10 protein-coding genes are annotated in these 12,776 nt (G+C 43.2%); 5 read left to right on the forward strand and 5 right to left on the reverse strand.

Annotation, left to right across the window (positions count from 1 at the left end):
- Window positions 1–149 precede the first annotated feature (149 nt).
- On the reverse strand, window positions 150–1,202 hold the full coding sequence (gene queA / locus L4D20_RS07740; protein WP_428801277.1) for a tRNA preQ1(34) S-adenosylmethionine ribosyltransferase-isomerase QueA: 1,053 nt from the start codon (window positions 1,200–1,202) through the stop codon (window positions 150–152).
- Between the two features lie 327 nt (window positions 1,203–1,529).
- On the opposite strand from queA, the gene L4D20_RS07745 reads away from it, so the two are divergent.
- The gene (locus L4D20_RS07745; RefSeq protein ID WP_428801004.1) at window positions 1,530–1,970 is read left to right on the forward strand and encodes a CBS domain-containing protein; all 441 of its coding nucleotides are present in this window, start codon (window positions 1,530–1,532) and stop codon (window positions 1,968–1,970) included.
- An 83-nt stretch (window positions 1,971–2,053) separates the two neighbouring features.
- Here the strand turns inward: L4D20_RS07745 and L4D20_RS07750 are convergent, their stop codons facing one another.
- A complete protein-coding gene (locus L4D20_RS07750) occupies window positions 2,054–2,950 on the reverse strand; it encodes a LysR family transcriptional regulator (RefSeq protein ID WP_428801005.1) in 897 nt (298 codons plus the stop codon).
- Window positions 2,951–3,058: 108 nt separating this feature from the next.
- Between L4D20_RS07750 and L4D20_RS07755 the strand changes: the two genes are divergently transcribed.
- Entirely contained in the window at window positions 3,059–3,670 is a 612-nt protein-coding gene (locus L4D20_RS07755) for a LysE family translocator (RefSeq protein WP_428801006.1), read from the forward strand.
- Between the two features lie 120 nt (window positions 3,671–3,790).
- Here L4D20_RS07755 and aceA read toward each other — a convergent pair whose 3' ends face one another.
- The 3 genes from aceA to L4D20_RS07770 form a co-directional block, all read right to left on the reverse strand.
- Window positions 3,791–5,104: an isocitrate lyase gene (gene aceA / locus L4D20_RS07760; RefSeq protein ID WP_428801007.1), complete on the reverse strand. Its 1,314-nt coding sequence runs from the start codon at window positions 5,102–5,104 to the stop codon at window positions 3,791–3,793.
- Window positions 5,105–5,285: 181 nt separating this feature from the next.
- On the reverse strand, window positions 5,286–6,923 hold the full coding sequence (gene aceB, locus L4D20_RS07765; RefSeq protein ID WP_428801008.1) for a malate synthase A: 1,638 nt from the start codon (window positions 6,921–6,923) through the stop codon (window positions 5,286–5,288).
- Between the two features lie 640 nt (window positions 6,924–7,563).
- Window positions 7,564–8,469, reverse strand: coding sequence for a hydrogen peroxide-inducible genes activator (locus tag L4D20_RS07770; protein WP_428801009.1), 906 nt, complete (start codon window positions 8,467–8,469; stop codon window positions 7,564–7,566).
- A gap of 185 nt (window positions 8,470–8,654) precedes the next feature.
- On the opposite strand from L4D20_RS07770, the gene L4D20_RS07775 reads away from it, so the two are divergent.
- The 3 genes from L4D20_RS07775 (at window position 8,655) to glpK (ending at window position 12,683) form a co-directional block, all read left to right on the forward strand.
- Window positions 8,655–9,263 (forward strand): peroxiredoxin C, encoded by a 609-nt coding sequence (locus tag L4D20_RS07775; protein WP_428801010.1) that lies wholly within the window; start codon window positions 8,655–8,657, stop codon window positions 9,261–9,263.
- 457 nt (window positions 9,264–9,720) lie between these two features.
- On the forward strand, window positions 9,721–10,752 hold the full coding sequence (dapD, locus tag L4D20_RS07780) for a 2,3,4,5-tetrahydropyridine-2,6-dicarboxylate N-succinyltransferase (RefSeq protein WP_428801011.1): 1,032 nt from the start codon (window positions 9,721–9,723) through the stop codon (window positions 10,750–10,752).
- Between the two features lie 413 nt (window positions 10,753–11,165).
- The gene (glpK, locus tag L4D20_RS07785) at window positions 11,166–12,683 is read left to right on the forward strand and encodes a glycerol kinase GlpK (RefSeq protein WP_428801012.1); all 1,518 of its coding nucleotides are present in this window, start codon (window positions 11,166–11,168) and stop codon (window positions 12,681–12,683) included.
- Window positions 12,684–12,776 lie beyond the last annotated feature (93 nt).

Consider the following 12,776-nt stretch of genomic DNA (forward strand, 5'->3'; position numbering starts at 1 on the left):
CTCTTTCTCTAGCCTACTGCTAGCACTCGTTAATTTAATTTGTAAAAAGGAAGGTTAGTTAAGTTTTACGTGTTTAGCACAAGAAAAAAGCACGGAGTTTACGATAGTAAATGAGTACTTTTGACGCTGTGATAGACGCGTAAACGACACTAAGCTGTCTTTTTGTTGATGAACATGGCATCGCCATAGCTAAAGAAGCGGTACTCACCTTCTACAGCGCGCTGATACGCAGCCATGGTGTTGTCATAACCTGCAAAAGCACTCACTAGCATAATCAGTGTGGACTCTGGCAGGTGAAAATTAGTCACTAGGCAATCCACGAGTTGATACTCGTAGCCTGGGAAGATAAATATTTCAGTATCGCCAAAGAAAGGAACAAGGTCAGTGCCTTTTTTCACAGCGTCTTGCGCAGCGCTTTCTAATGAGCGAACCGAGGTAGTACCGACAGCAATAATACGTCCACCACGTGCTTTCGTTTCAGCAATGGCATCAACCACTTCTTGCGGTACTTCTACGTACTCTGCATGCATGTGGTGATCATTGATGTTATCGACTTTTACTGGCTGGAACGTGCCCGCTCCAACGTGCAATGTAACGTAAGCAAACTCAACGCCTTTCTCTTTAATCTGAGCAAGCAGCTCATCATCAAAGTGCAGACCCGCTGTTGGCGCGGCTACCGCACCTGGCTTCTTGTTGTATACCGTTTGGTAACGTTCTTTATCTGCATCTTCATCAGGGCGGTCAATATAAGGCGGCAATGGCATGTGGCCAACATCGTTCAATATATCGAGTACCGACTTTTCATCGTTAAACTGGATTTCAAATAGCGCATCATGACGAGCTACCATTTCCGCTTGATACTCATCGTTTTCACCAAGGAACAATTTCGTTCCTGGCTTAGGTGATTTTGAGCAGCGAACATGCGCAAGAATGCTTTTTTCATCCAGCATACGCTCAACAAGTACTTCTAACTTACCACCCGATTCTTTACGGCCAAAAAGGCGCGCTGGGATCACTCGGGTATTATTAAATACCATCAAATCCCCTGGCTTAACCAGATCGAGTACATCTTTAAATGAACGGTCATTAAGTTCACCATTCATGCCATCTAAATGCAGAAGGCGGCTTGCTGTACGCTCAGCTGTTGGATAGCGAGCAATCAGTTCATCAGGGAGTTCAAAGTGAAAATCAGAAACTTGCATGTTAATCGTCTTATCTAGTGAAAATCCGCGCTCATAAATAGAGCCGTCAGCGAAAACATTTACCATCATTGAGAAGCTGAGCTATTAATAAAAAACAAAGCTATCAGCGATGGTTTTTTCGCAGCCGAACAGTATAGATTCCTTAGATTTAATAGCAAGTTTTGTCGCGTCTATAGCAAATTTTTTAGGCTATATGCATCAAAAATAACTTAGGTCAAAGTTAGCGCCGATTCTTAGAAAAATACACGGCAAAACGAACTAGATCCCAACTAAATCCTGGAAAAAAAACTATAGTCATAAGGTACAGCTAATAAGCAGGAGGCGAATATGATTAAAGTCGAAGACATGATGACCCGTAACCCTCATACACTGTTACGCTCTCATACGCTGGCTGATGCAAAAAACATGATGGAGGCGCTTGATATTCGCCATATTCCAGTTGTCGATGCAGAAAGAAAACTACTGGGTATTATCACTCAGCGTGATGTACTAGCAGCGCAAGAATCGAGCTTACAAAAAGTACCGAGCGATCAGTCTTACACTCTAACCACACCACTGGATGATGTGATGCACACCAGTATCATGACGGTGTCACCGTGTGCAGGATTAAAGGAAAGTGCTAAGTATATGCAAAAGCATAAAGTTGGCTGCCTACCTATCGTAGAAAACAGCGAACTTGTCGGGATCATCACTGACAGTGATTTCGTTTCTATCGCGATTAACTTACTTGAACTTCAAGAGGAAGCCGAACCTGAAGAAGTAGAATAGATTCAGACCTCTTTGCTGCCATATTCTTCATCGAGTGATGGCAGCATTGTTGTGTTTTAAATTAGAGATTACCGCGCTACTCTCTAATTAAAGCGAGCCGATGCAGTTCTTTCTTCTTTCGTCGGGATGCATTGCCCCAAGTTTTCTTGTAGCCAATCAGCAAACTTCTGTTCTAATTCGTCTGCCGCTCTGTCTTGACTGAGCAATATGTAATTATGCCCAGATGAAACAAACCCAAATGGCGCAACTAAATTCCCTCTTTTAAGCTCATCCATCACAAGAGGGTACGAACCTATCGCTGCACCTAATCCATCCATCGCCGCCTGAAAACAGAAATAGAAATGCGCAAAGGTTTGGTGGGGATTTTCTGAAAACGATAAATCACTGTATTGAGACGACCAGCCTTCCCACGCTTTAGGTCTTGTCTGGCTGTGAAGAAGTTTGATCTTTCCTAAGTCACCTTTTACTTGATGCCAATATTCCGCCGAGAAAACAGGGCCTACCCACTCCTCTACCAACGTCGTTTTTTTATAATCATGAAGGTGTTCAAAGTCATCTCTGCGTATAGCTAACGACAGCCCAGATTCCCCTAGTGTCACAGGCCCTCCTGCCGTCGACAACCTTACATCAGCCCCAGAAGCCATATAAAACTCAGACAATCTAGGCATTAGCCAACGCATGGTTAGCGTCGGTTCACAAGAGACCTCAATGCACTGATTTTTCAATTGGGCAAGCTTACTCACACCTGTATCCAAAGCTTGAAATGCCTGCTCTGTATACGTTTTTAACAGTTCACCCTCTTGCGTTAGGCGTACATTGCGGCCTTGCTTATAAAAGAGAGCCTGAGATAGATGACTTTCCAATACCTTGATCTGCTTACTCACTGCTCCATGGGTAATATTGAGCTTTCTAGCAGCCTCACTATAGCTCGATGAAGAAGCGGCGGTATTGAAAACATGAAATGCTTTTAAATGCCTCATCTATGATTTTTTCTCACACATTTATAGAAGTTATTTCGATTATAGTCAGCATAAAATCCACATACAATAGTTACTCATTACGCATGATTGGACAAATTAGGAGACCCTATGGAAATGTTGAGCTTGGCTATACTAGGTGTATTAATCGTTATAAGCCCAGGGGCTGACTTTGTACTGGTACTTAAGAACAGTGTGAATCAAGGAAGAAAAGCCGGAATATGGACGGCGATAGGAGTGAGCTTAGCGATCTGTGTTCACATCGGTTATTCAATGTTCGGGATCAGTTACTTAATCTCTCAGAATGCGTTTATGTTCAGCCTAGTAAAATATGCAGGGGCAGCGTATTTAATCTACCTAGGATTGAAAGGAATATTCTCATCGAGTTCTGAGCAAGAGTCGCTAAATGACAACAAAAAAGAGATTAACGCGTATCGATATTTCGCACAGGGCTTTTTGTGCAATGTATTAAACCCTAAAACAATGTTATTTTTCTTGAGTATATTCAGCCAATTAATCTCGCCCGATGCAGCTGAAAATCAAGCAGCCTTATTCTATGGACTCTACATGGTGGCATTGCACGCTCTATGGTTTTCTATTGTCGCGATTCTGTTTACTTCAAAGGCACTTCAAACACGCTTAAACAGAATGAAGAAACGACTCAACCAAGTCTGTGGCGCAGGTTTAGTGAGTTTTGGTGCTCTACTCGCTATCAAGTCATAAAAAAGTACGTTATCAAATCGTAAAAAAAAGAGCAGCCTAGGCTGCTCAAATAGTGTTGCTTCTTTATTATAATGACGTTTATAGTGGATTAGGGTTTGGTCTATAGACCGACTTTATTCGTTATTTAAACTGCTCTTCTTCCGTTGAACCAGTTAGGGCTGTCACCGACGAGTTACCGCCTTGAATCGTATTGGTCATACGGTCAAAGTAACCAGTACCTACTTCTTGTTGGTGAGCCACGAAGGTATAGCCTTTATCTGCCGCTTCAAACTCAGGGCGCTGTACTTTCTCAACGTAGTGACGCATGCCTTCACCTTGTGCGTAAGCATGAGCCAAATCGAACATGTTGTACCACATGTTATGAATGCCTGCTAACGTGATGAATTGGTACTTGTAACCCATATCCGCAAGCTCTTGTTGGAACTTAGCAATCGTTTCTGAATCTAGGTTTTTCTCCCAGTTAAACGACGGTGAACAGTTATACGCTAGCAGTTGATCTGGGTATTCTGCATGAATCGCTTCAGCAAACTTACGCGCTTCTTCCAAGCATGGTTTTGCTGTTTCACACCAGATTAAATCGGCATACGGTGCGTAAGCTAGACCGCGAGAGATCGCTTGGTTGATACCAGCATCTACTTTGTAGAAACCTTCTGCAGTGCGCTCACCTTGGATAAAGTCGCTATCATACGGGTCACAATCCGACGTCAGCAGGTCAGCAGCGTTCGCATCGGTACGCGCAATAACCAGTGTTGTTGTTCCCGCTACATCAGCAGCCAGACGAGCAGCCGTTAGTTTTTGTACCGCTTCTTGTGTCGGAACCAGTACTTTTCCGCCCATGTGGCCACATTTTTTCACTGATGCCAGTTGGTCTTCAAAGTGAACACCCGCCGCACCAGATTCAATCATGTTTTTCATCAGCTCATAAGCGTTCAATACACCGCCAAAACCGGCTTCAGCATCAGCAACGATTGGTAGGAAGTAATCAAGACCAGCTTCATCTTGTGGTGTTATTCCCGCTGCCCATTGAATTTGATCCGCACGACGGAACGAGTTGTTTATACGCTTAACGACTGAAGGCACTGAATCTACTGGATAAAGAGATTGGTCTGGGTACATTGTCGATGCAGTATTGTTGTCTGCCGCTACCTGCCAACCTGATAGGTAAATCGCTTCAATACCCGCCTTCGCTTGTTGAACCGCTTGTCCGCCAGTCAATGCACCTAAACAGTTCACATAACCTTTTTTGGAATCACCATTGACCAATGACCACAGTTTATCCGCACCGCGTTGTGCAAGCGTATTAGCAGGGACTACTGAACCACGAAGATCAACCACCTCTTCCGCAGTGTAAGTACGCTTAACATTGTTCCAGCGTGGATTAGTTGCCCAGTCTTTTTCTAGAGCTTCGATTTGTTGGCGTCGAGTTAATGTCATGGTGTTTCCCTCTTATGTAGTGCGCTATTTACCTAGAAAGTAAGTGTTTACTCTCTGGTGAACGACATGCGCATTGGTCTTCCATTTCATAGCAGTGCTTAATCTTTACGGTAAGCGATTCTGCGTCTGAAGGTTGATTTCACGTTATTGGTTTTTCTAGTTAATCTTGTTCAAGTTTTACTTAGTCCAAGTAGTCATAACCTGGAACTGTTAAGAAATCGGTCAGCTCATCACTGGTGGTCAGTTTGGCCATTAACTTAGCGGCTTCATCAAAACGTCCACTGCTGAGTCTGTCTTCTCCCAACTCTTGCTTCACTACTTCAATTTCTTCAGTCAGGTATTGTTCAAACAAAGCTTTGGTGACCGTTTTTCCGTTATCTAAATCTTTACCGTGTTTGATCCATTGCCATATTGAAGCACGAGATATTTCAGCGGTTGCCGCATCTTCCATCATTCCGTAGATAGGGACACAGCCATTGCCTGAGATCCAAGCTTCAATGTATTGCAAAGCAACACGGATGTTATGACGCATGCCTTTTTCGGTTCGCTCACCGGAACACGGCTCTAATAATTCTTTAGAGGTAATAGGTGCATCGTCGCTTCGAGAAATATCTAGCTGATTGATACGCCCACCAAACTTGGCATCGAATACTTCTAGCGCTGTATCAGCAAGGCCCGGATGCGCCACCCAAGTACCATCGTGTCCATTATTCGCTTCAAGCGATTTATCGTGTTGGATCTTATCGAGTACTTGTTGGTTCGCGACCGGATCTTTTGCTGGGATAAAGGCGGCCATCCCTCCCATTGCAAAAGCACCTCGCTGATGACAGGTTCTCACTAGCAATCTTGAATAAGCATTTAAGAAAGACTTCTCCATGGTCACAACTTGTCTATCGGGCAAGATGCGATCAGGGTGGTTTTTGAGCGTTTTGATATAGCTAAAGATGTAATCCCAGCGGCCACAGTTCAGGCCAACGATATGTTCTTTCATAGCAAACAGAATTTCATTCATCTCAAACACAGCGGGTAGCGTTTCAATTAGCACCGTGGCTTTGATGGTTCCCGTGTCGAGACCAAAATACTCTTCTGTAAAGTGGAATACGTCGCTCCACCACTTCGCTTCGTGATGAGACTGAAGCTTTGGAATATAGAAATAAGGGCCACTTCCTTTTGCTAATAACGTTTTGTAGTTATTAAAGAAATACAGTGCGAAATCGAACAGTGCGCCAGGAATAACCTCTTGATTATACGTAACGTGTTTCTCTTTCAAGTGCAGACCACGTACTCGGCAGATCAGTGTTGCGGGATCCCCTGTCAATTGGTAATGCTTGCCATTGTTTGGGTTGGTATAGCTAATCGTGCCGTTAATCGCATCACGTAGGTTAACTTGCCCATCAAGCACTTTACCCCACGCAGGTGACATCGAATCTTCAAAGTCAGCCATAAATACTTTTACGTTAGCGTTCAGGGCATTGATCACCATCTTACGATCGGTTGGGCCCGTAATCTCTACTCGACGATCTTGCAAGTCGTTGGGAATACCAAGTATTTTCCAGCTACCTTCTCGGATATCTTGCGTATCCTCTTGAAAGTCGGGCAGTTCGCCTTGGTCGATTTTTTGCTGACGCTGTTGGCGAGCAACAAGCAAATTATCAACTCTCTTGGCGAACTTCCCACACAACTCAGATAAAAGGGCTTGGGCTCCAACAGGGAATATATCTTGATGTTCTGGTGAAATGTCACCAACAACCTCAAGTTGCTCTGGGGCTTTGTCTGTTGTTTTACTATCTATCGTATTATCTGAAATTGGTGCAAACATAACTCTCTTCCTTAGAACTATCTTCATTCCGCATAAAGCTATCTAGGTAACCAAACGCAACTTTTGTAACTATAAAACCACAAAATGACATCCTAACTATTTTTTGGTTTTCTTATATTTTGTTGTTTCTTGTCTATACCTTCACCTACTAAGAAACAATTTTCAAGACCCTGCAAACTAGACATAAGTCTTAACTTCCCTTGTAGATTCCATACTTAACTTACATCAAACGACCATAGAGCAACAGCTCTAAAGTTAACAAAAAGTTAAATTCAAAGTTTTATTCCGTTTGAAACAAGTGATTGATTCACCCCCTAAACACGTAAGTTATTACGTAATTTAATTACACTTTGTTTTGTGCAAAAATTGATTTCAAACAAGCGTATGAAAACCATTAATGGGAGTATAAGCCTTGATATATAAGCTTACCGAGAGCGAAGTGAGTGATAATTAAACACTGAGCAGTGTTTGATATGTAAAATTTACATTGTGAAGTTTTACAATGTTATGAAAGGTTCAGAAAGAAAAGCCTGTAAAATTTTACAAGTTAAAGTTAACCAGCAGCATAAAATGCTAAAAAGCACACTGAAACCAGTGTGCTTTTATGTGAGACAGATAAAAAAGAAGCTACGACCAAACTCTATAGTAGTTCAGAAACTACATCCGCTAACTGATTAAATGTCGTCGTTCGAGATGAACTTGGTCGCCAAACTAAACCAATATTGCGATAAGCTTGTTGACCAGGGGGATCAATGACGACTAAGTTCTGGTTTTCAAGTAACCCATGATCAATCGCCATTTGTGGAATAAAGGTAGTGCCAAGACCGTTGGCCACCATTTGAACTAGGGTATGTAAGCTTGTCGCGCTAAATGGGTTTATCTTCTCTTTATCAGTCAACTTACATGCAGAAACGGCGTGCTCTGTTAAACAGTGCTCTTTCTCTAGTAGGAAGACCGATTCATCCGGTAAATCATCGTAGCGAATAGGAACTCGAATAGCATCAGCTTGATTGCGACTTATAACCATTCTAAATGGATCTTGCCCTACTATTTTACTGTGCATTCCATCAATATCGACGGGCAATGCAAGAATAAGTACATCTAACTCTCCATGACGAAGAGCAGCCAAAAGGTTCGTTGTAGTGTCTTCTCTTAATAGCAAATTAAGATGAGGAAAGCTTCTATTCGCCTCTTGTACCAAATCACATAATAAGAAAGGCGCAATGGTAGGAATACAGCCTACTTTTAGTTGCCCTTGCATTTTATCACCATGACATACATGACCAAGCTCAACTAAGTCCTGCCCTTTGGCGAGTAACTCTCGTCCATGCGTTACCACCAGCTCCCCTGCTTGGGTAAAGACTAAAGGACTTTTCTTGTCTTTCTTTTCATATAAAGGACAACCGATAAGCTCTTCTAGATTTTGAATTCCTTTACTCAGTGTCGATTGGCTAACAAAACACTTGTCCGCCGCATCACTAAAGTGACGAGTTTCGTGCAAAGTAACAAGGTAGTGTAACTGCTTTAAGCTAGGCCATTTATTCATAATGTAATCAATAAGTTTTTGGGTTTCATTGAGGGAGGCAATCGATCAAGTTCCATCGCTTTTTTCGATTAACTTAATCTATTTAATTCGCTTTTTTCTATAGTAACTTTTGTACTATAGTTTGTCGCGTAGAAACGACAGCCCAAACAAAGATGTTTGGACATCAACTTTTTAGGAGATTCAAAATGGTACTAGTAGGACGTCAAGCCCCTGACTTTACAGCTGCAGCAGTTCTTGGTAACGGTGAAATCGTAGATAACTTCAACTTTGCTGAATTTACTAAAGGTAAAAAAGCAGTTGTATTCTTCTACCCACTAGACTTCACATTCGTTTGTCCTTCAGAGCTAATCGCTTTTGATAACCGTCTAGCTGATTTCCAAGCTAAAGGCGTTGAAGTAATCGGCGTTTCAATCGATTCTCAATTCTCTCACAACGCATGGCGTAACACTGCTATCGAAGATGGCGGTATCGGTCAAGTTAAGTACCCACTAGTTGCTGACGTTAAGCACGAAATCTGTAAAGCATACGATGTTGAGCACCCAGAAGCAGGCGTTGCTTTCCGTGGTTCTTTCCTAATCGATACAGACGGCCTTGTACGTCACCAAGTAGTTAACGATCTTCCTCTAGGTCGTAACATCGACGAAATGCTACGCATGGTTGACGCACTAAACTTCCACGAGAAGAATGGTGAAGTTTGTCCTGCACAATGGGAAGAAGGCAAAGCAGGTATGGACGCTTCACCAACAGGTGTTGCTGCGTTCCTATCTGAGCACGCTGACGACCTAAGCAAGTAATATTGCTAGGTTCCTTAATTATTAAGAGTGTAGCTAGCTACAAGATCAATAATTAGGGAAAACACCCGCGCTCAAACGGGTGATATGGTTGGACTCTCTATAAAGAGAACATATAAAGCTAAAAGCTATAGCGCAAAGCGCACGCCAATCAGTTATAAGTAAAGTCTTAATTAAAACCCGAAGTCCTGCTTCGGGTTTTCTTTTATCTGAAAACAAACTCAACTCACACCTATACCCAAAATAATTGGAGTTGCAGTTAACAAAGCTGCACCTTCAAGTACGACGGGTATATTTCTTATTGGACGAACATATCTCCAATAAGACAAGACATATCGGTTTACAGACTTTCTCTGCTTTAGGGCTTTCAACTCAGTAAACCTCTCACTATGATGGACTACATCAAATTTAGAGCTAAGGCTGATTCTTGGTTCAAACAATTAAACGCATGGAGATAACTATGGCTAACTTTGCAATTGCCTTTGGTACAGCAACAAAAAATCGTGATGGAAAAATCATTGAAGCATTCTTCCCAAGCCCTGTACTAAACCCAAGTGACGCACTAATCAATGCTGTTACAGCTGTCTCTGATTACGAGCAAGGTAATCAAGCTGTTGAAGTTTCTTCTAAACAGTGCGTTGAACTTGCAACGGCATTCGCAGCAAGTGGCGATATCGCTAATGCATCATTTGCTGAAAAAGCTGTTTCTTCAGAGCAGCCACTGGTTCTTGTTGTTCTAGCAACGGATGAAAAACCTCAGTCAGTTGCTGAAGGCTTCCTAAAGCTACAGCTTATTTCTAATCGCCTAGTTCAGCCACACGGCACAGTACTAGACGGTATTTTTGGTCTACTGCACAACATCGCATGGACTAACGAAGGCCCTATTGATCTTCCTGAATTGGCTGAGCGTCAAATCGAAGCTCGCCTAGCAGGTCGCGCTCTAAGTGTTGATTGCGTAGATAAGTTCCCGAAAATGGTTGATTACGTCGTACCAACGGGTATTCGTATCGCAGACACTTCACGCGTACGCCTTGGCGCTCACGTGGGTGAAGGCACAACGGTTATGCACGAAGGTTTCATCAACTTCAATGCAGGTACTAAAGGTGTCAGCATGGTTGAAGGCCGTGTATCTGCAGGTGTTGTAGTCGGTAACGGTTCAGACATCGGTGGTGGTGCTTCTATCATGGGTACACTATCTGGTGGCGGTACTATGGTTATCTCTATCGGAGAAAACTGCCTACTTGGCGCAAACGCTGGCCTTGGTTTCCCGATGGGCGATCGTTGTACGGTTGAGTCTGGTCTTTACGTTACGGCAGGCACAAAAGTTCGCATGCTAGATAAAGAAGGAAATGAAGTCGAGATCATTAAAGCTCGCGACCTTGCTGGTGTATCTGACCTACTGTTCCGTCGCAACTCTGTAACGGGTCAGATTGAATGTCTTGCAAACAAATCAGCGGTTGAGCTTAACTCTGAGCTTCACAGCAACAACTAATTAGCACTCTACCTAAATTAGTTTGATAAACAGCCTCCTTTGAGGCTGTTTTTGTTTCCTTTGACCACCGCCTATTTATTCGGCCTACTTTCTTCCTACCCGCCTCGAACACATCACGTTCGTACGAAATCAATTTAAACCATCAACACATTAATTCACAAATACATTGCACTAAATTAACAATTAAAACGTCCTAACGCCCATTTTTGATGTTCGTTTGTTTTCGTTTTAATCCAAATATGCACAATATGTAGTTCTCGAAGATTATCAATATTGAGATAGCGGCACTATTTCCTGTCGACAAATTGCAGTATTTTTATGGACAAAAAATACGTTAAGCGAACATTATCAATAATTTTCGTTACCAGAATTTCAACTAAAATATTAATAGCAGAATAACAAGGAGGCTTACTATGACTGAGCAGAAGTATATTGTCGCATTAGACCAAGGAACAACCAGCTCTCGTGCGGTAATCCTCGATCATGACGCCAACATAGTGAGTGTCTCACAGCGTGAATTTACACAAATTTATCCTCAAGGCGGATGGGTTGAACATGACCCATTAGAGATCTGGGCAACACAAAGTTCAACACTCGTTGAAGTTCTTGGGAAATCGAGCATACGTAGTGATCAAATAGCGGCCATAGGTATTACTAACCAGCGTGAAACCACCATCGTCTGGAATAAAGAGACCGGAAAACCTGTCTACAACGCGATTGTATGGCAATGCCGACGAACCGCTAGTATTTGTGAAGAGCTACAAAGTCGTGGCCTCGAGCAATACATAAAAGATACTACCGGACTCATCCTTGACCCCTACTTTTCCGGTACAAAAATTAAATGGATTCTAGATAACGTCGAAGGCGCTCGAGAAGATGCGGAGGCAGGAAAACTACTATTCGGAACCGTAGATACGTGGTTAGTGTGGAAAATGACTCAAGGTCGCGTCCATGTGACCGACTACACCAACGCGTCTCGCACTATGCTTTTTGACATCAATGAGTTGAAGTGGGACGAAACGCTTCTTAAAGAAATGGGGGTTCCCGCATCAATGATGCCAGATGTTCGTCGCTCTTCTGAAATCTATGGCGAAACCAACATTGGTGGAAAAGGCGGTACACGTATTCCTATATCAGGTATTGCCGGAGACCAACAAGCTGCCCTTTATGGCCACATGTGCGTTGAAGCGGGCCAAGCCAAAAACACGTATGGTACCGGTTGCTTCCTACTTATGAACACCGGAGAAGAAAAAGTCAGTTCCCAAAATGGGCTGCTGACGACCTTAGCCTGTGGACCTAATGGTGGACCAGCCTACGCGCTTGAGGGCGCGGTATTCATGGGGGGCGCTTCCATTCAATGGCTACGTGATGAAATGAAATTGTTAGCCGATGCTAAAGATTCAGAATACTTCGCAACAAAGGTCGACTCGTCTGGTGGTGTTTATGTGGTTCCCGCTTTTACCGGATTAGGAGCCCCCTATTGGGATGCGTATGCTCGTGGCACCATTGTCGGTCTCACTCGTGGCGTAAATTCCAATCACATTATTAGAGCTACGTTAGAAGGTATCGCGTATCAAACCCGAGATGTGCTCGATGCCATGCAAGCAGACTCGGGAATTAAACTCTCTGCATTGCGAGTAGACGGTGGCGCTGTAGCAAACAACTTCTTAATGCAGTTCCAGTCAGATGTATTAGATACAGAAGTTCACCGTCCAGAGGTAACCGAAGTAACCGCGCTTGGTGCCGCCTACCTAGCTGGCTTAGCGGTTGGTTATTGGGGCAGCGTTGATGAGCTAAAAGGTAAAGCGGTTCTCAACAGAAGCTTCAAGCCCCACCATGACGAAGAGAAACGCAACCGTCGCTATAAAGGTTGGAAGCGTGCAATAAAATGCGCGAAAACCTGGGCAGAATTGCGCGATCCCGAAGATTAATCATGCTTTGAGATTAAAAAGAGCGCTGTTACGCGCTCTTTTTGCGTTTTAAGCCAAATAATCACGCATCTATTCTTCAAAGATCGACTCCTC

Origin of the sequence: Vibrio kyushuensis, from assembly GCF_050337325.1 — a bacterium.
Lineage (GTDB): Bacteria > Pseudomonadota > Gammaproteobacteria > Enterobacterales > Vibrionaceae > Vibrio > Vibrio kyushuensis.

What these genes read in the sequence shown, in the direction of transcription:
- L4D20_RS07750 (WP_428801005.1), bottom strand. Translation starts at nt 2,950, where the DNA reads ATGAGGCATTTAAAAGCATTTCATGTTTTCAATACCGCCGCTTCTTCA.
- glpK (WP_428801012.1), top strand. Translation starts at nt 11,166, where the DNA reads ATGACTGAGCAGAAGTATATTGTCGCATTAGACCAAGGAACAACCAGC.
- aceB (WP_428801008.1), bottom strand. Translation starts at nt 6,923, where the DNA reads ATGTTTGCACCAATTTCAGATAATACGATAGATAGTAAAACAACAGAC.
- L4D20_RS07775 (WP_428801010.1), top strand. Translation starts at nt 8,655, where the DNA reads ATGGTACTAGTAGGACGTCAAGCCCCTGACTTTACAGCTGCAGCAGTT.
- dapD (WP_428801011.1), top strand. Translation starts at nt 9,721, where the DNA reads ATGGCTAACTTTGCAATTGCCTTTGGTACAGCAACAAAAAATCGTGAT.
- L4D20_RS07745 (WP_428801004.1), top strand. Translation starts at nt 1,530, where the DNA reads ATGATTAAAGTCGAAGACATGATGACCCGTAACCCTCATACACTGTTA.
- queA (WP_428801277.1), bottom strand. Translation starts at nt 1,202, where the DNA reads ATGCAAGTTTCTGATTTTCACTTTGAACTCCCTGATGAACTGATTGCT.
- L4D20_RS07770 (WP_428801009.1), bottom strand. Translation starts at nt 8,469, where the DNA reads ATGAATAAATGGCCTAGCTTAAAGCAGTTACACTACCTTGTTACTTTG.
- aceA (WP_428801007.1), bottom strand. Translation starts at nt 5,104, where the DNA reads ATGACATTAACTCGACGCCAACAAATCGAAGCTCTAGAAAAAGACTGG.
- L4D20_RS07755 (WP_428801006.1), top strand. Translation starts at nt 3,059, where the DNA reads ATGGAAATGTTGAGCTTGGCTATACTAGGTGTATTAATCGTTATAAGC.